The following is a 19,042-nucleotide window of genomic DNA, read 5'->3' on the forward strand; positions in this document are numbered from 1 at the left end:
AGGTCTTCCCTATTTCAACTACCCCGGAGCGTTACCAACGTCCGTGGTCAATACACCTAGGCGGTGCCCGCCGCGATGCCCAGTGACATGGCGATGGGCAGGCCGAGGATCACGAGCAGGAAGATCACGATGGCCCATTTTCCCTTCGGATTGCCGATGTTGATGGTCAACCCCGTCCCCGTTCCCTCCCGTTTGGGGACCAGGATCTGCGGGTCGACCGGATCGTTGTAGAACAGCCCGCCGGCGACCCAGCGGCGTTCCTCGGCGGCTTCGTCCTCATCCGGGTGGATGCCCAGTTCGACGACGCGGCGTTGGCCCCAGCGCGAACCCCGCCACATGGCCCAGCCGATGGGAACGAGCAGGATCGGCGCGAGGAAGACGGCAAACCAACCGCCCACGTGCTCCGGTCTGAGCCAGCCTTGAAGGGCCAGGCTGGAGAACACGGCAGCGAGGGCGATCGAGGCCACGCCCAAGGCGTTCATGGTTCCCCGGATCATCCCCTCGCGACGAACGCGGCGATATTCGGAGGCCCGGGTACGAGCCGGTGACATCGCAGGGACCACTGCGGCGATGAAAGCCAGCACGACGATGACCCCCGCGCCGATCCACAACATGCCAAAAACGGCGCCGGGGGATTTATCCGCAAAGGCGTCCGGGGCGCCGGAGGGTCCCCAGTGGGTGGGGACCGTTTCGGGCAACCCCGCATACAGGCTCAAGCCGTACAGCTGGGTGGCGAGGAGAAGCAGCAGCCCCACCAGATAGGTCAGCCAAATTCCTCCACGACCGCGGGTCAACTCTTTGTCAGTGATCGTCATCCCCATGCCTTCGATCCTAGGGGGTCCGGCGTTGGCTGCCCGCCTGCTGACGTCGTTCTGATTCGGTTATTCGAGGACCAGGTCCTGATATTCGGGGTAGCGATCCAGATAGTCCTGGATGTAGCTGCATTCGACGATGACTCGGCGCCGTGCCGCACGTAGCTCGTCCAGCACCAGGGTGACCAGGGCCCGGGCATACCCATGGCGGCCATGGGCCTCATCGATGATGGTGTGCTGCAGCGTCACGATCCCGCTCTGCGGGTCGGTGCTGTAGCCGAGGAAGCCGATGAATTCCTCGCCCTGCCAGAGCGCATACCGGCCGCGGTCCGCGTCATGTTCCAGACGCAGACCCTCATGGACGATCTTTTCCGGACGCCAGCCCGGCACTGCGGGCTGTTGCTCGTGGTCGGCGGTCACATTACCTCCTGGAACGGCGGATAGCTGTTCACCGAGCCTACTCGGCGCCCCGCCCGGGCACTACCTGCCCAACGGCCGGGTATCAGTCATCGAAGGTTTCAAAGACCTCAACGGATACCGGTTTACGGAGTTTCGTCACCGGCAGATGCAACACAACCATGGCACCGGGGCGCAGATAAGGGTCTGCGGCCGGCAGGAAACGGGCCAAGGGCCCGGGGAGCCGCTCGGCCAACGCGTCGAACACGAGGGGCAAGACCGGGCGGTGGGTGCACACGGCCTGCGGGACACCCTTATTGAGCAGCTTCAACACTGCCTTGCGTGCCGTGGACGGTCGGCGTTTGGCCTCATGCTCGGTCAACGCAGGAACCAGCTTCACGCCCAGGTCGTGGCGTTTCAAATACGGGGAGACGGTCTGGATGCATCGTGTCCAGGGGCTGCTGGCGACCCGTTCGGGGCGCCAGGAGGACAGGAGTGCGTCCACTTCCAATGCCTGTCGCTTACCGGTGGCGGCGAGCGGGCGTTTGCCTTCTTCCTTCGTCCAGCTCGACCTCGGCTTCGCCTTGGCATGGCGGACCACGATGAAGGGGACCGTGGCCAGACGGCCATTGATATAGGCGCCCTCGAGGGTATCCAGTGGGTCGATATCCGAAGGGTTCGTCAGCTGGCGCCTTGCCTCGGCGCAGGAAACCCAGCGTGCGGCATCGACTTCGTGGCCATCGGGCGCGAAGTGCTCGCTGGGGACGTGGGCCGCCCAGTAGTAGACGACCTTCTGTCCGGCTTTCACGGGGTAGCGGATCGCCGGAAGCGGGATGCCCAGGGTGATCCGGAGGCCCACTTCCTCCTGCACTTCCCGGACGGCGCACTGCGGGAGGGTTTCACCATCGTCGAGCTTGCCCTTGGGCCAGGACCAGTCGTCGTACTTCTCCCGGTGAATCAGGAGAACCTCGAGGTTTCCCTCGGAGATCCGCCAGGGGATCGCCCCGCCCGCGAGCACCTTGACGGTCCCGCCGGTGACGAGGGGGTCATCGGAAGAGCGCAGTACCAGTGACATCAGCGGCGGGCCGTCCAGCGCTGGCGGGATTCCAGCAGCCACGACTGCACGTCGGAGAGCGGTTCCCCGTCCGGGCCGAGGTGGTGGCGGGTCCAATCACCGTCCGAGTCAAGATGCCAACTGGCGGTCCCCTCGTCCAGATACCGGTCCAGGATGCGCTGCAACTCTGCGACGTCCTCCTGATTGGAGATTCTGACCAGGGCCTCTACCCGGCGGTCCAGGTTGCGGTGCATCATATCTGCAGAGCCGATGTAGATCACCGGGTCCGCATCATTATGGAAGGCAAAGACCCGTGAATGCTCCAGGAAACGGCCCAAGATGGAGCGGACCCTGATGTTTTCGCTCAGCCCGGGTACCCCGGGGCGCAGCGAACAGATGCCCCGGACGATCACATCGACCTTCACATCGGCCTGGCTGGCCCGGTAGAGGGCATCGATGATGGCCTCGTCGACCATGGAGTTGACCTTGATGACCACCCGGGCCTCACGCCCCGCCTCGCGGTGCTGAATCTCCTGGTCGATGCGGTCGATCAGTCCGGAACGAAGTGATCGGGGAGCCACCAGCAGGCGTTTGAAGGTCGAACGCGGAGCATAGCCAGAGAGCTGATTAAACAGCCGGGAGAGATCCTCTCCGACCTGCTCATCGGTGGTCAATAGGCCGAGATCCTCGTAGTACCTGGCCGTGCGCGGGTGGTAGTTGCCGGTGCCGATATGGCAATAGCGACGCAGCCGGTCACCTTCACGACGGATGACCAGGGACAGCTTGGAATGGGTTTTTAGGCCCACGATCCCGTACACCACATGGACGCCCGCCTCTTCGAGCTTCCGGGCCCACGAGATATTTGCCTGTTCGTCGAACCTGGCCTTGATCTCCACCAGGGCCAAGACCTGCTTGCCCGCCTCGGCGGCGTCGATGAGGGCATCGACGATCGGGGAGTCCCCCGAGGTGCGGTACAGGGTCTGTTTGATGGCCTGGACCTTCGGGTCGGAGGCTGCCTGTTCGAGGAAGGCCTGCACCGAGGTCGAGAATGAATCGTAGGGGTGGTGCAGCAGGATGTCCCGGCGGCGCATCGCAGCAAACACATTGGCGGCCTTCGAGGTCTCCGACGGGTTCAAATCGCGGCTGGTGTGGGCCAACTGCTTGGGGTAGTGCAGGTCGGCGCGATCAATGTTGGCAATCACCGAAAGACCACGCAGGTCCAAAGGCGCGGGTACCTCGAAGACCTCGTCCTCCTCGACCCCGAGCTCCCGCACCAGCAAGTCCCGGATGGTGGGGTTGATGTCGCTGGCGACTTCGAGGCGGACCGGAGGGCCGAAGCGACGGCGCAGCAGTTCCTTCTCGAGGGCCTGCAACAGGTTTTCTGCGTCGTCCTCCTCGACTTCAAGGTCCTCGTTTCGGGTCACCCTGAACGTGTGGTGTTCGACGACCTCCATCCCCGGGAAGAGGTATTCCAGGTGTTGGGCGATGACATCTTCGAGGGGGATGAACCGGGCCAGTCGTCCTGCAGTGTTCCCGGCGCGGGGCCCGTCCACCGAAATCAGCCGCGGCAGCATATCGGGGACCTTCAGCCGGGCGAAGAGCTCCTTGCTGCTGACCGGGTTGCGCACGATCACCGCAAGGTTCAACGACAACCCCGAAATATAGGGGAACGGGTGGGCCGGATCCACGGCCAGGGGAGTCAAAATCGGGAAGACTTGGGCGACGAACCACCGCCGCATCTCCTCTTGTGCCGGCTGGTCCAGCTGGTTCCAGCGGGTGATCTCGATCTGTTCGGCGGCCAGCGCAGGACGCAGCGTCTCGGCGAAGACCCGGGCATGACGCAACTGCAGATCCTTGGCCATCACCAGGATCTCCTCGAGCTGGTCGATGGGGCTCACCCCGGCGGCCGAGGGGACCGCCAAACCGGTCGCGATCCGGCGTTTGAGGCCGGCGACGCGGACCATGAAGAACTCGTCGAGGTTGGAGGCGAAAATCGACAGGAAGCTGATGCGCTCCAGCAGGTACAGGTCGGGATCCTCCGCGAGCTCGAGTACGCGGGCATTGAAATCCAGCCAGCTGACCTCACGGTCCAGGAAACGGTCGAGAGTGAAATCCCCCTCAGGACCCAGCGGCGGATCGAAGAGCGGTAGTTCGATGCGGTCCTGGGTCGCCCGGGCCGATGGCACATCACCGTCGCCAAAGCTCGCTGCGGCTACGGAGGTGCTGTCCATCGGGTCCGTCCTAACGTACAAATGTGTGGAGTTGCGACAAGCTCCGGGGCGCCCACGATTCCGGCGCAGGCGCGACGGTGCGTTCCTGCTTTACTTTACCCGGCGGCCGTCGTGCCGTGCGCGTACATCACGTCCACGTCCCAACGGGTGAAACCGAGCTTGTTATAGAGCCCGACGGCGGCGGTGTTGTCGGCATCGACGTAAAGCATGACGGCCTGGAGGCCACGAGAGCGCAAATGCTCGATGCCGGCAATGGTCAGGGCCCTGCCCAACCCGGTGCCCTGGGCTGCGGGGACCACACCGACCACATAGACCTCCCCCAGGCTCTGGTGCGCTCCGGTGGCACTGTCCTTCAACGGCGGGTGGACCTTGGTCCAATGGAAGCCGGCGATCGAACCGTCCCCAGCCTCGGCGAGCAGGAAGCCCTCGGGGTCGAACCAGTCCTCGTCCATCCGGGCCAGCAGGTCAGCCCGGGTCATCGAACCCTGCTCCGCATGGTCCACGAATGCCGCGGCATTGGCCGCCAACCAGGCTTCCTCGTCCTGTCCGGGAACGAACCGGCGCAGCCGGTACCCGGGAGGCATCGCGGCGGCCGGAAGCCCTGCGTCGTGCATCAAACGCATACGCCATAGCTCACGAATGGGCACGAACCCGTGGCGCTGCGCCAGACGGGACGCAGCAGCATGGTTGCCGTGCGACCACGCCTGCATCGCCTTCAAGGGGGAACGGGCATCGAGGGAGGCCAGCAGTGCGGCACCGATCCCATCGTTACGGTATTCGGGGTGGACCACCAGCTCAAGGGTCCCGGGGGTCGGATCGTCGGTGGAAACAGCCACGGCGACGCCCACCAACTCCCCGGAAACCGCGCCATCGTCGTCGCAGAGCCAAGCGGTGACAACCATGAGGCCCTCGGAGGCCTCCCCGGTCCGCAGTTCCACGATCGTCTGGTCGCTCAGCGGCGGATTACCGTCGCTGTCCTCGGCCTCCGCCGCTAGGGCGGTGATCCGCCGCAGCAGGTCCTGATCAGGCCTGCCGTTGGCAAGGGTGATGGTCCAATCGGTGTTCTGGGTCGCGCTCATGCACCCAACATATCCCCGCTGGACCTGCTTGTGCAGTCCGCGACCCCTGTCGGGGCGCGTCGTGGTTCGACGTCACCTCGGAGGCCAGCACACCGTGCTGGCCACGACCGGGCTCATATAGGGCAGGATATAAGGCGTGAGAACCAAAACCTTTGCCGCAGCGTCGCTCGTGGCGGTCGCCGCACTTGTCGCCTCCAGCTACATCGGCCCGGACCGAGCCGGTAGCTGGGCCATCTGGGCGGTGGTCTGTGCGTGCATCCTCGTGTTTGCGTGGGGATATCCCCGTCTGGTCGGGATGCCCGCCCCGCTGCCCGTGAGCACGGTGATCGCGCTCGCCGGCATCGGAGCGGCAACGGCGGCCACCGTGGCCCCGATGCCCTCTCCGCTGCAGTGGATGGGGGCCTTCGGCGCCGTCGGGGTGATCTTGGTCTTCGTGACCCAACTAGTACGCGGGACGGGCCAGCGGCAACGCCTCGAATCGACCCTGGGCGGCTGCGCGGGCGTCCTCGTGGTGGTCTTCGGCAGCGGATGGGTCGCCGCCGACCGGCTGACCCCCAACGCCACCAACGGTTCCATGATGCTGCTCTCGGGACTGAGTATTGCCTCCGCCGTCCTGGTCAGCGCGATTCCGTGGCCCGAGCGACTCACGGCGCCGCTGGGCCTGCTGGCCGCCATCCTGGTCGGTGGGGTCGCCAGTGTTCTGGTCGCTGATGTTCCCGTGATCCCTGCCGTGGTGGTGGGGGCCGTGGTGGGTTCGGTCGTCGTCTGCTTCCACGTGCTCGTGGTTTCGGAGGCCCAGGTGCTGCGGGCAGGCTCCTTCTCAACCGTGGCCCCGGGGGTCCCCGGTGCCCCTGCCGGGGCACCCGATGAAGCCGCCGGCACTCCGGGTTCTTCGCCGATGGGCGCGACGCTGGCGCCCTCCGGCGTCCTGGGTATCTGGGGGGCCATTGCCGTGGGCGTGGCCTCGGTCATCGCCTCGGGGTCGCTGGTCTACTACGTGGAGCGTCTGCTCCTGCACTAAGTGGCGACCCGCGTGCCGGACACCGAATCCCTTTCGTGCCGACACGGCGTTAGGATGGTGGCATGGAATCGAATTACATGGCACTAGAGATCTTCTTCATCACCCTGCTGGTGGTTGCCGGGCTGGGGATGGCCGGCTTTGCCGGTCTGGTCGTCACGCGCCTGTTCAAGGGCCAGAGGTAGCAGGACCACGCTGCATGCCCATTGAGCTACCTACCGACCTGACCCCCGAGCTCGTCCCGCTCTCCTGGCTGATTGGCACCTGGGAAGGTGCCGGTCGACTGGGCGAAGGCGAGGGCGAGGACGCCCACTTTGTGCAGCGTGTCGAGTTCACCCACGACTCCACGCCCTATTTGTCCTACCGGGCCGAGAGCTGGCTGAGCGACGAAAAGGGCAATAAGCTGCGCCCGCTGGCCACCGAACAGGGCTATTGGGGGCTGGACCGCCCGCTGGAGGACTCCGACGGCGGTCCCGGCCTGATCCCCGGCGATATCGTTCCCACCCTGCGCACCGCCGACGACGTCGAGGCGCTCCGCGCGCCCGAGGGCGGGTTCAATATCGTGGTGAACATCGCCCACCCGCGTGGAGTGTGTGAGCTGTACTACGGCAGCATCAACGGGCCGCGCATCGAGTTGGCCACGGATATGGTGGTCCGCGGTTCGAACTCCAAGGAGTTTTCTGCGGCCACGCGGATGTTCGGTTTGGTCAACGGACAGCTGTTCTGGCGTTGGGATGTCGCGGCCGGCGGTACTGCCTTGGCGGCGCATGCTTCTGCAGCCCTGACGAAAGAGGCATGACATGACGTGGAAATCGCCGTTGCTCGGACGTGACGGGGCCATCGAAGGCACGGGAATCGACGCAGGTGTCGCCGCCCATTATGGCGAACCGCTGCCCGAACAACGCCGACTCGACGAGGGCGACGCCGTCGTCGATCTGTCACATCACGGGGTCGTCACCGTCGCCGGTGTCGACAGGCTCTCGTGGCTGAACACCCTCTCGAGTCAGCTGCTGCTGGGCCTGGCTCCGGGAGAAGGCGCCGAAACACTGCTGCTCACCGTGCAGGGACGCATCGAGTACGCCTGCCACGTCGTCGACGATGGCGAGACCGCCTGGCTCTTGGTGGAGGCTGCCGATGCCGCTCCACTGGCCGCATGGCTGGACTCCATGCGCTTCACCTTGCGCGTCGAAGTCCACGATGCCACGGCCGATTGGGCTGTTGTCGGCGCGGGGGCCCCCATCGAGTCGTTGGCCGGTTTCACCGCCTGGCATGACCCCTGGCCCGGTATCAGCGCCGGCGGCTACGCCTACTCGACCCCCGACCATCCGGCGGCCGGCCGGGTATGGATCGAATATCTGGTTCCGCGGGTCGAACTGGAAGTCGCCGTCGGTCAGCTCCGGCTGTCCGGGACGATGGCAGCCGAAGCGCTTCGCGTGGCGGCATGGCGCCCGCGGGTGGCCGTGGACGCCGACGAAAAGACGATTCCCCACGAACTGGATCTGCTGCGCACCGCGGTCCATATGGATAAGGGCTGCTATAAGGGCCAGGAGACGATCGCCCGGGTTCACAACCTCGGCCGTCCACCGCGGCGTGTGGTCTTCCTCCATCTGGACGGCAGCATGCACTCCCATCCTGCCGCCGGGAGCGAGGTGAAGCTGGGGGAGAAGACCGTCGGCAAGGTCACTTCCGTCGCCTGGCACTACGAAGCCGGGCCGGTCGCCCTGGCCGTCGTACGCCGCAATACCGACCCCGAAGCGGTCTTGACCGTGCTGGACGGTGAAGAGGAGTACCCGGTGAACCAGGAAACCATCGTGACTCCGGACGCCGGTCAAGTAGTGGGCCGGGCTACCGGTTTCCTTCGCCCGCGCCGCTAGGCCTTCCGCGGCGCTCCGTCGTCGTCCGTGTCATTCCCCGCCCAGGCTCGCCCGGGTGAGGGAACCGGAAAGCACGAGGCCCAACGCATCGGCCAGCCGCTGGGCACCCTTATGGTTCACATCGGCGGAGAACTGGGCGACGAACCCCTCACTGAGGGCATCGTCGGCGGCCACCGCTGCGATATAGGTCCCCAATCCGTGCCGGCGCAGGGAGGGCGCCGTGAGGACCGCCAGATCTGCGATGAGACCCTCCCACACCGAATACCCGGCGCCTGCTAGTGGGGCTTGGCCCTCTTCGGAGACGAGGGTGAAGGATTTGTCCTGGTGGGAGAGACGCACCCCGGCGAGATCGTCACGGGGGCACAACTCCTCGAGCTCGACGGCGGTGGATACCTCATCGGAGACGAGGGTCGTGGTTGATTCCACGATTTCCGGCGGCTGGTCGGCATGGTACAGCAGCGATTCGCCCAACCCCCTGGCCGACACATCGCCGTGGTCGCGCAGCAGGCCCAGCAGGACCGCTTCGGCCGCCAGCTCCTCATCCGAGGTCTCGGCGGCGGCCCGGAGTAGCCAGTCGGGACCGCAGAGCACCGACCCGGCACCGAAGCGCAGGAACGTCACCGTTGAGGATTCTTCGTCGAGGTGGTTGATGCGCAGCGGGGTGTCACCGCCCATCGCCACGGAGGCGAGGGCGGAGTCCTCCATGTTCAGTCGTCGGGCCCACGCCAACGCGATGATGGCCAGCGTTCCGGTCTCCAGTTCCATGATCACCACATTACTGATCGCCGGGCCTTCAGTCCCATTGGGCTAGCCGAAAAGCAGCGAGGCCTCGTCGTAGCGTTGTTGCGGAACCCGTTTGAGGTTGTTCAGGGCGGCCTGGAAGGGAACCCGGTGGATGTTGGTGCCGCGCAGGGCCACCATGTTCCCCCAAGCCTTCTCCTCCACGGCGTCCACCGAGGCCATGCCCAGCCGGGTGGCCAGAACCCTGTCGAAGGCGCTGGGAACGCCACCCCGTTGGATATGTCCGAGGACGGTAGCCCGGGTTTCGATGCCGGTGTCTGCTTCGATGCGGTAGGCCAACTGGTCGCCGATCCCGCCCAGCCGGGGGCGGCCGACGGAATCGTGGCCGCGATCCGAGTAGGCCTCTTCAGAGCCTTCGGGGACGAATCCCTCGGCGACGACGACCAGCGGAGCACGCCCGCGGTCCCGGGCCTCGAGGACCCAGGCGTTGATCTGCTCCATGGTGGTGTGCTGTTCGGGGATGAGGATCGCATGGGCACCAGCGGCCATGCCACAGTGCAGGGCGATCCAGCCCACATGCCGTCCCATGACCTCGGCCACCATGCAGCGGTGATGGGATTCTCCGGTGGTCCGCAGCCGGTCAATGGCCTCGGTGGCGATGGCGACGGCGGTGTCGAAGCCGAAGGTGTAGTCCGTGGCGTCGAGGTCGTTGTCGATGGTCTTGGGGACCCCCACGATGTTCAGCCCGGCATCGGTCAGTCGTTTGGCCCCGGCCAGTGTTCCTTCACCGCCGATGGCGATCACTGCGTCAATACCGAGCCGGTCCAGGGTCTGCTGGATCCTCTCGGGTCCACCATTTTCCCCATCGAAGGGGTTGGTGCGTGAGGTGCCCAGGATGGTGCCGCCCTGTTTGGAGATGCCACGAACGCGTTCGCGCGGCAAATCGACCACATCACCTTCGACGACTCCGCGCCAGCCGTCGAGGAAACCGACGAATTCGTGGTGGTGGCTCTTGATGCCGTTCAGGACCGCCCCGCGGATGACGGCGTTCAGCCCCGGGCAGTCTCCGCCGCTAGTCAGGATTCCGATGCGCATGGTGATGTGTGTGCTTTCGTCGGGTTCTCGTCCCACTGTGGGACCTTCAGGGGAGCGCGACGTTGAGCTCAACACCTCGATGCTAGCAACTGGCCCATGAGACGGCCACCACAGCGATGTCGGAACACGTCATACTGCCCTGCCCCGTTCAGCGGGGCAGGGCAGCCGGCGACGCTACGAGCGGGCCGTTTTGATGATGCGCTCCAGTGGGATGCTGTCGTCGTGGAAGGGCAGGATGAGCCACAGCACGAGATACAGCGGCACCCCGATGAACGGGAGCAGGAAACTGAGCAGGATGGCGATCCTGACGATCGTCACATCCCAGCCGGTGGCCTGGGCGATTCCGCCGGCGATGCCGCCGGCCATCCGCTTCGGTCCGCGGCGGAAGCGGATGGCCCGGAGGGACTGATAAACGGATTCCATGGGGATTCCTTTCGAGGTGTGCTGCTGGACTGTGACGGTATCAGGAGCGGGTGGGGTGTGTCCGGGAGGAACGGCGTGCGGCCACCAGGCCTCCGCCGATCAACACCAGACCAGCACCGAGGAACAGGATGATGGCCACCGTACTTCCGCTCAGGGTGATGTTGTAGAAGACCGAAACCAGGATCAACAGTCCGATGGCCATGACCACGAGCCCGAAGACGAACGTCCCCAACGGCATGCCGTGGTTCTCTGGGGCCATCGGCGGTGCTTCTTCGGCAGGGACGCCCAGCGGCCCGGTACTGCCGATCGGTGTCGTCGGATGTTCAGGGGGGCCGATGGGACGGGTCGGCTGCTCCGGCTGAGATTCTTCCGGGCCCTGTTCGGGCTCATGTCCGGTACTGGGATCGCTCATGGTGTGACCTCCTTGGAGGTGATGTCGATGGAATTGAAGGCCCCGTCGATGTCGAGGTGCAGGACCGGGCCATCGGCTTCTGGGTTGATGTTGATGGTGTCTCCACTGGCAATCCCCGAGTATTTTCGGACCCCCTCGCCGTCAGGTACCTGCAGCGAGTAGAAGGCTGAGTCGGCGGTGATTTTCACCGGGAGGTTGTCCGGAACGATGACCTTCAGGCTGCTGAAGACGTTGTTCACCTTCAGTTTCGTGTCCTCCGTCATGTCCTGCCCGTACCGACTCAGGTCAAGGGTTCCGTTGTTGAAGACGTAGGTGTATTCGTTGCCGGAGCGCTGCACGACTGGTCCAGGCCAGCTGGTGCTCGGAGCGTATTGGGTGCCGATTCCGCCGACCAGGAGGGTGGGGACGAGCAGCGCGATCGTGAATCCGGTCAGGGCCCCGCCACGCAACGAGCGCAGGGCGGCGCCGACCAGGCCGGCGCCTAGTACCGTCAGTGCGGCAGCCAGAGCCACTGTGACCTCGCGGCCGCCGTAGTCCAAGATCCCCTCCATCGCGGTGAGGATGATGGCCCCGGCCACCAGAACGGCCACGCCCAGCAAGATCGCGACATGGTGACCCGGAATGGCTGGGCGGACCCGGGATGGCCGGGGCTGGCGGTTCTTGGCCGTGGGGGCCTTTCCCGGGTGGGTGATGCCCGTATTCATTTCGGAGTCCGCACCCGCGCCAGCCTGAGGAGTCGCAGCGGACCTGGAGGGGCCCTGGGTGGGGTCCGTACCGGGCGCAGGCTGGCCCGGGACGCCGTCGGCCGGGAGGCCCTGATGATCCAGACGCTTCTGTCGACGCGACGACCGTGTGGAGAAGAACCAGATGATGGCCCCCACCCAAACGGCGGTCCAGATGAGGCTGCTCCACCACGAATCGCTGGTGTCGAAGCGCCATCCGCCCAAGAAGGAGGGCCCGTTGACCAGTCCGATGACCACGAAGATCAGCGCTCCGGTCATCCCGCTGCTCCACTGCCCGCGTCCTGCCTGCTGGAGGTGGATACCTCCATCGGGGCCCGGCAGCAGGGCCCACGCCAACCCATATAGCAGGAGCCCGACTCCGGAGAAGATGACGACGATCAGCAGCAGGCCGCGGGCCAGGGCTGGGTCGATGCCGAAGCGCCGCGCCAGGCCCGAGGAGACGCCACCAATCCAGTGATGTTCACCGCGCTCGACGCCCAGCCCCCGGAGCCAACGGAAGAAGGAATTTTCTACAGGTGCGTGATTCATGTTTTCATCCTTGCCTGTTAGGGCTCCTGCCACCATCGGGGTCTGCCCTGAACGGCCCCTGATCCTTCCCCCGATTCCCCTGAGTGGGACCAGCGAACGGTCCGGGGCATGTTTGTATGGGGTCATGACCGAAACGCGCAGCCGCCCGCCCCTGTTGCGTGCTGAACCTCGCGTGCTGGGCGGAGTCTGCGCCGGATTGGCGGTCCACCTGGAGTACCCGGTGCGCAATATCCGGTTCGGGATGGCTCTGCTGACCCTCTTCGCGGGTGCCGGGATTGTCCTGTATGGCTGGCTGTGGGTCATGGTCCCCTCACGGGAGGACGCCCTCGAGGATGCCGAACGCTCCCGTGCCGGGGCGCCGATCTCGTTGGCCACCGACACCGGGGGCTTCCTCGGGACCGGGGCAGGAGGGGAACAGCAGGCTACCGGCGATCCTGGCACCCCGCAGGGGACCGGTGCCTGGCTGCACTGGCGTCTAGGCGGCCTGGCAGGCCGCCAGGTCCTGGCCGGGGCCGGGCTGCTGTTGCTGAGCCTGTTGCTCTTCGCCCAGATGCAGGGCCTGCCGGTGGCGTGGGGGCTCATCTGGCCTGCCGTGCTGATTATCGCCGGTGCCGTTCTGGCCTGGCTGCAGCTCGACGGAGTCCGCCGGCAAGGTTTACGCAAGGCCGCCGGGGCCGAGCGGGCAGCAGGAGTGGTGCGCTTGGTGGGCGGTGTTGCCCTCGTCGTGCTGGGACTGATCTTCCTGGTCTCCGGCGCCGTCAGCCTGGACGCGTTGTGGAACGGGGTCTTCGTCGCGGTCATCGTCCTGGCTGGGGTGTTGCTGGTCCTCGCCCCGTGGGGCCTGAGGTTCTGGAGGGACTATGAATCCGAACGGGCGAGTCGGGTCCGAATCGGGGAACGAGCAGAAATTGCCGCACATCTCCACGATTCGGTCCTGCAAACCCTGGCCCTGATCCAGATGCGCGCCGGAGACGAGGCCCAAGTACTCCGGCTAGCCAGGGCCCAGGAACGGGAGTTGCGTCAATGGCTCTACCGGGACACCCCGCGGGCGGAGGGCGGTATCTGTGAGGACATCCGCGTCGAAGCTGCCCGGCTAGAGGAGTCCCATGACGCGGTGATCGACGTCGTCGCCGTGGGGGACCTCGAAGGTCTCGAAGGGCACGATGCCGTGGTGCAAGCGGCACGCGAGGCCATGCTCAATGCTGCCAAACATGCCGGGGGGACGGTTGCCGTCTATGTGGAGGCCTCGCCGAGAAGGGTCGATGTCTTCATCCGTGATCGCGGACCCGGCTTCGATCCAGAGGATCTGGAACAGGACCGGCTGGGGGTGCGGGAATCAATTATCGGCCGGATGCAACGCAACGGAGGTACCGCCACGATTTCCAGCACGACCGGGGGCACCGAAGTGCACCTGGCCATAAAGCACGAACCGATGGAGGAGCAGAACCGGTGAATACCCTCGAACCGACAGCGGCAGCTCGGCAGATCAGTGTCGTGGTGGTCGATGACCACGCGATCTTCCGTTCCGGGTTGAAATCCGATCTGGACGATCGGCTGCGGGTGGTCGGCGAGGCCGCCACCGTGGAAGAGGCCATCCGGACCGTCAGCGAGCGACGTCCAGACGTCGTCCTCCTCGATGTGCACCTGCCCGGCGGCCGTGGGGGCGGAGGTGCGGAAGTCTTGGCGGGATGCTCAGAACTACTCGGCGACGTGCGTTTCCTGGCCCTCAGCGTCTCCGATGCGGCCGAAGACGTCGTGACCGTCATCCGGGCAGGGGCCCGCGGCTACGTGACCAAATCGATTTCCGGTGCCGAGATCTCCGACGCCGTGATCCGGGTTTCGGCAGGAGACGCGGTGTTCTCCCCGCGACTGGCTGGCTTCGTTCTGGACGCCTTCGGCACCCAGGCCGGCGTCAGCGCCGAGGACGAACTGGACCTGCTGTCCGACCGGGAGCTGGAGGTGATGCGACTCATCGCCCGGGGATACACCTATAAGGAAGTGGCCAAGGAACTATTCATCTCCGTGAAGACCGTGGAAACCCACGTCTCCAAGGTCCTGCGGAAGCTGCAGTTGTCCAACCGTCACGAACTCACCCGATGGGCCGTGGACCGCCGGATTCTCTGATCCTGGGCTCCACGGCCCGCCCGGGGACCGGTGCACCTAGGCGGCGCGGCCCAGGAGGGTGGCGATCCGACCGATGCCTTCGGCCAGATCGTCATCACCGAGCGCGTAGGACAAGCGCAGGAAACCCGAGGGACCAAAGGCCTCGCCGGGGACCACGGCCACCTCGGCCTTTTCCAGGATCAAGGCGGCCAACTCGGCAGATGTCTGCGGGCGGACGCCGTCAATCTCCCGGCCCAAAAGACCGCGGACATCGGCGTAGACGTAGAAGGCGCCCTTCGGGGTGGGGCATTCCACCCCGTCGATGGCATTCAGCCCAGCAACGATGGCCTTGCGCCGACGGTCGAAGGCAGTCCGCATCTCATCCACGGCATCCAACGGGCCAGCGACGGCAGCCAAAGCTGCCATCTGGGGGACGTTGGCGACGTTCGACGTCGCATGGGACTGCAGGTTGGTGGCCGCCTTGATGACATCCGAGGGGCCGATCATCCAGCCCACCCGCCAACCGGTCATCGCATAGGTCTTGGCCACGCCGTTGAGGATGACGACCCGGTCACCTAATTCCGGGGCTGCGGTGGCGATCGAGGTGAACTTCGCGTCGTCGTAGGTCAGATGTTCGTAGATCTCGTCGGTGACGACCCATAGGCCCTTCGCCGCGGCCCACCGGCCGATTTCGGCGACCATCTCCGGAGGGTAGACGGCGCCGGTCGGGTTGGAGGGGGAAACGAAGACCAGGATCTTGGTGCGCTCGGTCAGCGCTGCCTCGAGCTGCTCGGTTGTCACCAAGTACCCCTGCTCGGGACCTGCGAAGACCTCCACCGGCACGCCGCCCGCCAAGCGGATCGCCTCGGGGTAGGTCGTCCAATAGGGGGTGGGGACGATGACTTCGTCGCCAGGATCCAACAGGGTCGCAAACGTGTTGTACACCGCCTGCTTGCCACCATTGGTGACCAAGACCTGGGAGTCCTCCACGGCATAGCCCGAATCCCGCAGGGTTTTGGCTGCTATGGCTGCCTTCAATTCCGGCAGGCCCGAGGCGGGGGAATAGCGGTGGAATCGTGGGTTGCGGGCCGCTTCGATCGCGGCCTCCACAACATAGTCGGGCGTCGGGAAATCGGGTTCGCCGGCACCGAACCCGATGACGGGACGCCCGGCGGCCTTAAGCGCCTTGGCCTTGGCGTCCACGGCGAGCGTGGCTGATTCGGCGATCGATCCGATGCGTCGGGAAATGCGTGACATGGGTTCGCTTCCTGGGGTCGAGGGCGTGGGGCCTAGCTGATTCCAGCTTAGCCGCGCTCCGCCGGGCGGCACAGAATGCGTCAGCAGGCCCATGGAAGTCAGGCCAAGACAGTCGGTCCGCGACGTCGATCCGGTTCGACTTGTGGGTGGTCAATGCGTAGACTGTTCCCTCGGTGTTGGATTACGCCTCGACGCGGTGTGCTTGAAGGGCAACCACGGCGGGACGGACGACCAATCCGAAGGGTAGTGGCGCAATTGGTAGCGCAGCGGTCTCCAAAACCGCAGGTTGCAGGTTCGAGTCCTGTCTGCCCTGCGCAGTGGCAACCCACATCTTGGATGTGGGGGGTCGGCGAAATCCACGTCACGGTGTGTTGCGGCCGACAGGCCGCGGTACACCGTGATTGTTTCAAGATGCGAAGAACTCGAATCGAGGCACAGTGACCGAAGCAACAACGGGACGCTCCACGGGCTCCCCCCGAGGCGGCAAGCCCGCCAAGGGCGGTTTCTTTGCGCGTATCGCCTTGTTCTTCCGCCAGGTCATTTCCGAGCTGAAGAAGGTCGTCACCCCGACCCGTAGCGAGTTGGTGAACTACACGCTGACCGTTCTGGGTTTCGTGATCCTGGTGATGCTGATCGTTAGCGGGCTGGACCTGTTGTTCGGAAACGGCGCGATCCTGGTCTTCACCAACCCACCGGAGCAGTAGCGGCTGCCGACGCCCCCGAAGAGGGCGATGTCGGTATCCCTCGGCCCAGCCACGATGAAATGTTCTGGTTTACCAGTCAAAGAAAGCAGGAACCGCAGTGTCCGAGCAGGAACTCGAACCGCAGGCCAACGACGACGCCGTTGAGCAGGCAACCGAGGCCGACGCCGTAGAGGCGCCGGTCGATTCCGTCGTTTCGGAACAGACCCCGGCCGCCGAGGCGTCCGAGGAAACCGCGGACGACGCCTCCAACGCCGATGAATCCACCGCCACGGGCGAGGACGAAGCAGCAGGGGCTCCCGAACTGTCCCCCGAGGAGGCCGTTGCGGCCGCCAAGGAGGAATACCGGACCAAGCTGCGCCGCCAGCCCGGTGACTGGTACGTCATCCACTCCTACGCCGGTTATGAGAACCGTGTGAAGGTGAACCTGGAGACCCGCGCCCAGACCCTGGGCATGGAGGATTTCATCTATGAAATCCAGGTCCCCATGGAAGAGGTCGTGGAAATCAAGAACACGACCCGGAAGATCGTTCGCCGCGTGCGCATCCCCGGCTACGTCCTGGTGCGCATGGAGCTGACCGACGAATCGTGGGGCACCGTACGTCACACCCCCGGTGTCACAGGTTTCGTGGGCAACGCCCATGACCCGACACCGCTGAGCCTCGACGAGGTGTTCTCCATGCTCGAGCACACCATCGTGACCGAGGAACCCGCACAGGAAGGCGGCTCCTCGAAGCCGGGGCGCGCCCCGATCACCGAGGTCAATGTCGACTTCACCGTGGGGGAGTCCGTGACCGTCAACGATGGTCCGTTCGAAACCCTCCCGGCAACGATCAGCGAGATCAAGCTCGAATCCCAGCAACTCGTGGTCCTCGTGTCGATCTTCGAACGCGAGACCCCGGTGACGCTGTCGTTCAGCCAGGTCACGAAGATCCAGTAGGGATCACCGAAGACTTCGTTCCCAGCGCGGCCGCTTTCCGCAGCTGGAAACGACCAAGGCCGTCGCGCCACGGCGGCCACCACCCCGGAACACGCTCCTGTGTTCCGCGGGAAACGCAATGAGAAGAAGGTCCCGATATGGCCCCGAAGAAGAAAAAGGTTTCCGGCCTCATCAAGCTGCAGATCCAGGCAGGTGCCGCCAACCCGGCCCCGCCGATCGGTCCGGCACTTGGTCAGCACGGCGTGAACATCATGGAGTTCTGCAAGGCGTACAACGCCGCCACGGAATCCCAGCGCGGCAACGTCATCCCGGTGGAGATCACGGTCTACGAAGACCGTTCCTTCACCTTCATCACCAAGACGCCGCCGGCTGCTGAGCTCATCAAGAAGGCCGCGGGCGTTGCCAAGGGCTCGTCCACGCCGCATACCGATAAGGTCGGCAAGCTCTCCGCCGCACAGGTCGAGGAGATCGCCAACACCAAAATGGAGGACCTGAACGCCAACGACGTCCAGGCCGCCGCAAAGATCGTCGCCGGCACCGCCCGCTCCATGGGCATCACCGTCGAAGGCTAAGACCGCCTCACCGTTTCCGCCCCGGCGGAAACACCCACCAAACATCAAAGAACGACGTCGGAAGCCTCCAACCGGTGGCAGCCACCGGCGTCCTAGTGGCAGGGTCCAGCGCGATCCACGAATGACCACGACTGCATAAGGAGAACAAGCAGATGGCAAAGCGCAGCAAAGCATTCCAGGCAGCTGTCGCCAAGATTGATGGCGACAACCTGTACTCCCCGACCGAGGCCATTGCCTTGGCCAAGGAAACCGGCTCCGCGAAGACGGATTCGACCGTAGAGGTCGCCTTCCGCCTGGGCGTCGATCCCCGTAAGGCCGATCAGATGGTCCGCGGTACGGTCAACCTGCCCCACGGCACCGGCAAGACCGCCCGCGTGCTGGTCTTCGCCAACGGCGATAAGGCCGAAGCGGCCATCGCCGCCGGCGCCGACTTTGTTGGCTCCGACGACCTGATTGAAAAGATCCAGGGCGGCTGGACCGACTTCGACGCCGCCGTGGCCACCCCTGACCTCATGGGCAAGGTTGGACGTCTGGGCAAGGTCTTGGGTCCGCGTAACCTGATGCCGAACCCGAAGACCGGCACGGTGACCATGGACGTCGCCAAGGCCGTCAACGACATCAAGGGTGGCAAGATCGACTTCCGCGTCGACAAGCACTCCAACCTGCACTTCATCATCGGCAAGGTGTCCTTCGACGCCGATAAGCTGGCGGAGAACTACGCAGCAGCGCTCGAAGAGGTTCTGCGCCTGAAGCCTTCGGCTTCCAAGGGCCGCTACATCTCGAAGGCGACCGTGGCCACCACCTTCGGCCCCGGCATCCCGGTGGACCCGAACGTGACCAAGGTCATCGCCGACGCCTAATTGGCAGAGGCTCCCCGATCAGGGGAAACCGCAGGAACCCCCGCACCTCACGGTGCGGGGGTTTTTGGGTTAACCCGTGCGAGCGCAAAGTGGATCGGCTGGCCCCTTTACCCGGGAGGGCCGGACTCGCTAGACTATTGATTGAGAAGTACCAATCAGTGGTTTGATGTAGCTGTCTGCCGCTCTCACCACCAGCGGAAGGC

General features: G+C 65.1%; 20 protein-coding genes and 1 tRNA gene. 10 read left to right on the forward strand and 11 right to left on the reverse strand.

All coding sequences use genetic code 11. The features are described 5' to 3' along the window. Nucleotides 1-56: 56 nt before the first annotated feature. The 5 genes from FM101_RS12700 to mshD all read right to left on the reverse strand — a co-directional run bounded on the left by FM101_RS12700 (nt 57) and on the right by mshD (nt 5,572). Nucleotides 57-815, reverse strand: a complete 759-nt coding sequence (locus FM101_RS12700) for a DUF1648 domain-containing protein (RefSeq protein WP_158225901.1) — start codon at nt 813-815, stop codon at nt 57-59. Nucleotides 816-881: 66 nt separating this feature from the next. Next, nucleotides 882-1,232, reverse strand: coding sequence for a GNAT family N-acetyltransferase (locus FM101_RS12705; RefSeq protein ID WP_241895303.1), 351 nt, complete (start codon nt 1,230-1,232; stop codon nt 882-884). 82 nt (nt 1,233-1,314) lie between these two features. After that, on the reverse strand, nt 1,315-2,325 hold the full coding sequence (locus tag FM101_RS12710; RefSeq protein WP_241895302.1) for an NUDIX hydrolase: 1,011 nt from the start codon (nt 2,323-2,325) through the stop codon (nt 1,315-1,317). Next, a complete protein-coding gene (locus tag FM101_RS12715) occupies nt 2,283-4,493 on the reverse strand; it encodes an RNA degradosome polyphosphate kinase (protein WP_087000236.1) in 2,211 nt (736 codons plus the stop codon). The genes FM101_RS12710 and FM101_RS12715 overlap by 43 nt, the downstream gene beginning before the upstream one ends. Before the next feature lie 95 nt (nt 4,494-4,588). Continuing rightward, nucleotides 4,589-5,572 (reverse strand): mycothiol synthase, encoded by a 984-nt coding sequence (gene mshD / locus FM101_RS12720; protein WP_087000238.1) that lies wholly within the window; start codon nt 5,570-5,572, stop codon nt 4,589-4,591. A 136-nt stretch (nt 5,573-5,708) separates the two neighbouring features. On the opposite strand from mshD, the gene FM101_RS12725 reads away from it, so the two are divergent. The 3 genes from FM101_RS12725 (at nt 5,709) to FM101_RS12735 (ending at nt 8,464) form a co-directional block, all read left to right on the forward strand. Continuing rightward, complete coding sequence (locus FM101_RS12725) at nt 5,709-6,593, forward strand: hypothetical protein (protein WP_087000241.1); 885 nt, start codon at nt 5,709-5,711, stop codon at nt 6,591-6,593. 196 nt (nt 6,594-6,789) lie between these two features. Further along, nucleotides 6,790-7,389, forward strand: coding sequence for an FABP family protein (locus FM101_RS12730; RefSeq protein ID WP_087000243.1), 600 nt, complete (start codon nt 6,790-6,792; stop codon nt 7,387-7,389). A 1-nt stretch (nt 7,390) separates the two neighbouring features. Then, a complete protein-coding gene (locus FM101_RS12735; RefSeq protein ID WP_087000245.1) occupies nt 7,391-8,464 on the forward strand; it encodes a YgfZ/GcvT domain-containing protein in 1,074 nt (357 codons plus the stop codon). Nucleotides 8,465-8,494: 30 nt separating this feature from the next. On the opposite strand, the gene FM101_RS12740 is transcribed toward FM101_RS12735, so the two are convergent. The 5 genes from FM101_RS12740 to FM101_RS12760 form a co-directional block, all read right to left on the reverse strand. Then, the gene (locus FM101_RS12740) at nt 8,495-9,229 is read right to left on the reverse strand and encodes a GNAT family N-acetyltransferase (RefSeq protein ID WP_143269290.1); all 735 of its coding nucleotides are present in this window, start codon (nt 9,227-9,229) and stop codon (nt 8,495-8,497) included. Between the two features lie 42 nt (nt 9,230-9,271). After that, the gene (locus FM101_RS12745) at nt 9,272-10,300 is read right to left on the reverse strand and encodes a 6-phosphofructokinase (RefSeq protein ID WP_087000629.1); all 1,029 of its coding nucleotides are present in this window, start codon (nt 10,298-10,300) and stop codon (nt 9,272-9,274) included. A gap of 174 nt (nt 10,301-10,474) precedes the next feature. Further along, complete coding sequence (locus FM101_RS12750) at nt 10,475-10,723, reverse strand: PspC domain-containing protein (RefSeq protein ID WP_087000249.1); 249 nt, start codon at nt 10,721-10,723, stop codon at nt 10,475-10,477. A gap of 40 nt (nt 10,724-10,763) precedes the next feature. Next, nucleotides 10,764-11,135, reverse strand: a complete 372-nt coding sequence (locus FM101_RS12755) for a TIGR04086 family membrane protein (protein WP_087000251.1) — start codon at nt 11,133-11,135, stop codon at nt 10,764-10,766. After that, the gene (locus tag FM101_RS12760; protein ID WP_179204323.1) at nt 11,132-12,406 is read right to left on the reverse strand and encodes a PspC domain-containing protein; all 1,275 of its coding nucleotides are present in this window, start codon (nt 12,404-12,406) and stop codon (nt 11,132-11,134) included. The genes FM101_RS12755 and FM101_RS12760 overlap by 4 nt, the downstream gene beginning before the upstream one ends. 124 nt (nt 12,407-12,530) lie before the next feature. Between FM101_RS12760 and FM101_RS12765 the strand changes: the two genes are divergently transcribed. Both FM101_RS12765 and FM101_RS12770 read left to right on the forward strand, forming a co-directional pair. Beyond that, nucleotides 12,531-13,859, forward strand: coding sequence for an ATP-binding protein (locus tag FM101_RS12765; protein WP_087000255.1), 1,329 nt, complete (start codon nt 12,531-12,533; stop codon nt 13,857-13,859). Beyond that, entirely contained in the window at nt 13,856-14,530 is a 675-nt protein-coding gene (locus tag FM101_RS12770) for a LuxR C-terminal-related transcriptional regulator (protein WP_087000257.1), read from the forward strand. Before FM101_RS12765 ends, FM101_RS12770 begins: the two co-directional genes overlap by 4 nt. A 36-nt stretch (nt 14,531-14,566) precedes the next feature. Here FM101_RS12770 and FM101_RS12775 read toward each other — a convergent pair whose 3' ends face one another. Continuing rightward, a complete protein-coding gene (locus FM101_RS12775; protein WP_087000258.1) occupies nt 14,567-15,766 on the reverse strand; it encodes a pyridoxal phosphate-dependent aminotransferase in 1,200 nt (399 codons plus the stop codon). Between the two features lie 240 nt (nt 15,767-16,006). On the opposite strand from FM101_RS12775, the gene FM101_RS12780 reads away from it, so the two are divergent. The 5 genes from FM101_RS12780 (at nt 16,007) to rplA (ending at nt 18,839) form a co-directional block, all read left to right on the forward strand. Continuing rightward, nucleotides 16,007-16,079: transfer RNA gene (locus FM101_RS12780), tRNA-Trp, on the forward strand. A gap of 124 nt (nt 16,080-16,203) precedes the next feature. Further along, entirely contained in the window at nt 16,204-16,470 is a 267-nt protein-coding gene (gene secE, locus FM101_RS12785; RefSeq protein ID WP_087000260.1) for a preprotein translocase subunit SecE, read from the forward strand. Between the two features lie 97 nt (nt 16,471-16,567). Next, complete coding sequence (gene nusG / locus FM101_RS12790; RefSeq protein ID WP_087000262.1) at nt 16,568-17,407, forward strand: transcription termination/antitermination protein NusG; 840 nt, start codon at nt 16,568-16,570, stop codon at nt 17,405-17,407. A 137-nt stretch (nt 17,408-17,544) separates the two neighbouring features. Beyond that, complete coding sequence (gene rplK / locus FM101_RS12795) at nt 17,545-17,979, forward strand: 50S ribosomal protein L11 (protein ID WP_087000264.1); 435 nt, start codon at nt 17,545-17,547, stop codon at nt 17,977-17,979. Nucleotides 17,980-18,131: 152 nt separating this feature from the next. After that, on the forward strand, nt 18,132-18,839 hold the full coding sequence (gene rplA, locus FM101_RS12800; RefSeq protein WP_087000266.1) for a 50S ribosomal protein L1: 708 nt from the start codon (nt 18,132-18,134) through the stop codon (nt 18,837-18,839). Nucleotides 18,840-19,042: the final 203 nt, after the last annotated feature.

It is taken from the genome of Arthrobacter rhombi, assembly GCF_900163545.1.
GTDB classification, from domain to species: Bacteria; Actinomycetota; Actinomycetes; order Actinomycetales; family Micrococcaceae; genus Arthrobacter_H; species Arthrobacter_H rhombi_A.

What these genes read in the sequence shown, in the direction of transcription:
- FM101_RS12700 (WP_158225901.1), bottom strand. Translation starts at nt 815, where the DNA reads ATGACGATCACTGACAAAGAGTTGACCCGCGGTCGTGGAGGAATTTGG.
- FM101_RS12715 (WP_087000236.1), bottom strand. Translation starts at nt 4,493, where the DNA reads ATGGACAGCACCTCCGTAGCCGCAGCGAGCTTTGGCGACGGTGATGTG.
- mshD (WP_087000238.1), bottom strand. Translation starts at nt 5,572, where the DNA reads ATGAGCGCGACCCAGAACACCGATTGGACCATCACCCTTGCCAACGGC.
- FM101_RS12730 (WP_087000243.1), top strand. Translation starts at nt 6,790, where the DNA reads ATGCCCATTGAGCTACCTACCGACCTGACCCCCGAGCTCGTCCCGCTC.
- FM101_RS12735 (WP_087000245.1), top strand. Translation starts at nt 7,391, where the DNA reads ATGACGTGGAAATCGCCGTTGCTCGGACGTGACGGGGCCATCGAAGGC.
- FM101_RS12740 (WP_143269290.1), bottom strand. Translation starts at nt 9,229, where the DNA reads ATGGAACTGGAGACCGGAACGCTGGCCATCATCGCGTTGGCGTGGGCC.
- FM101_RS12745 (WP_087000629.1), bottom strand. Translation starts at nt 10,300, where the DNA reads ATGCGCATCGGAATCCTGACTAGCGGCGGAGACTGCCCGGGGCTGAAC.
- FM101_RS12750 (WP_087000249.1), bottom strand. Translation starts at nt 10,723, where the DNA reads ATGGAATCCGTTTATCAGTCCCTCCGGGCCATCCGCTTCCGCCGCGGA.
- FM101_RS12755 (WP_087000251.1), bottom strand. Translation starts at nt 11,135, where the DNA reads ATGAGCGATCCCAGTACCGGACATGAGCCCGAACAGGGCCCGGAAGAA.
- FM101_RS12760 (WP_179204323.1), bottom strand. Translation starts at nt 12,406, where the DNA reads ATGAATCACGCACCTGTAGAAAATTCCTTCTTCCGTTGGCTCCGGGGG.
- FM101_RS12765 (WP_087000255.1), top strand. Translation starts at nt 12,531, where the DNA reads ATGACCGAAACGCGCAGCCGCCCGCCCCTGTTGCGTGCTGAACCTCGC.
- FM101_RS12775 (WP_087000258.1), bottom strand. Translation starts at nt 15,766, where the DNA reads ATGTCACGCATTTCCCGACGCATCGGATCGATCGCCGAATCAGCCACG.
- rplK (WP_087000264.1), top strand. Translation starts at nt 17,545, where the DNA reads ATGGCCCCGAAGAAGAAAAAGGTTTCCGGCCTCATCAAGCTGCAGATC.
- rplA (WP_087000266.1), top strand. Translation starts at nt 18,132, where the DNA reads ATGGCAAAGCGCAGCAAAGCATTCCAGGCAGCTGTCGCCAAGATTGAT.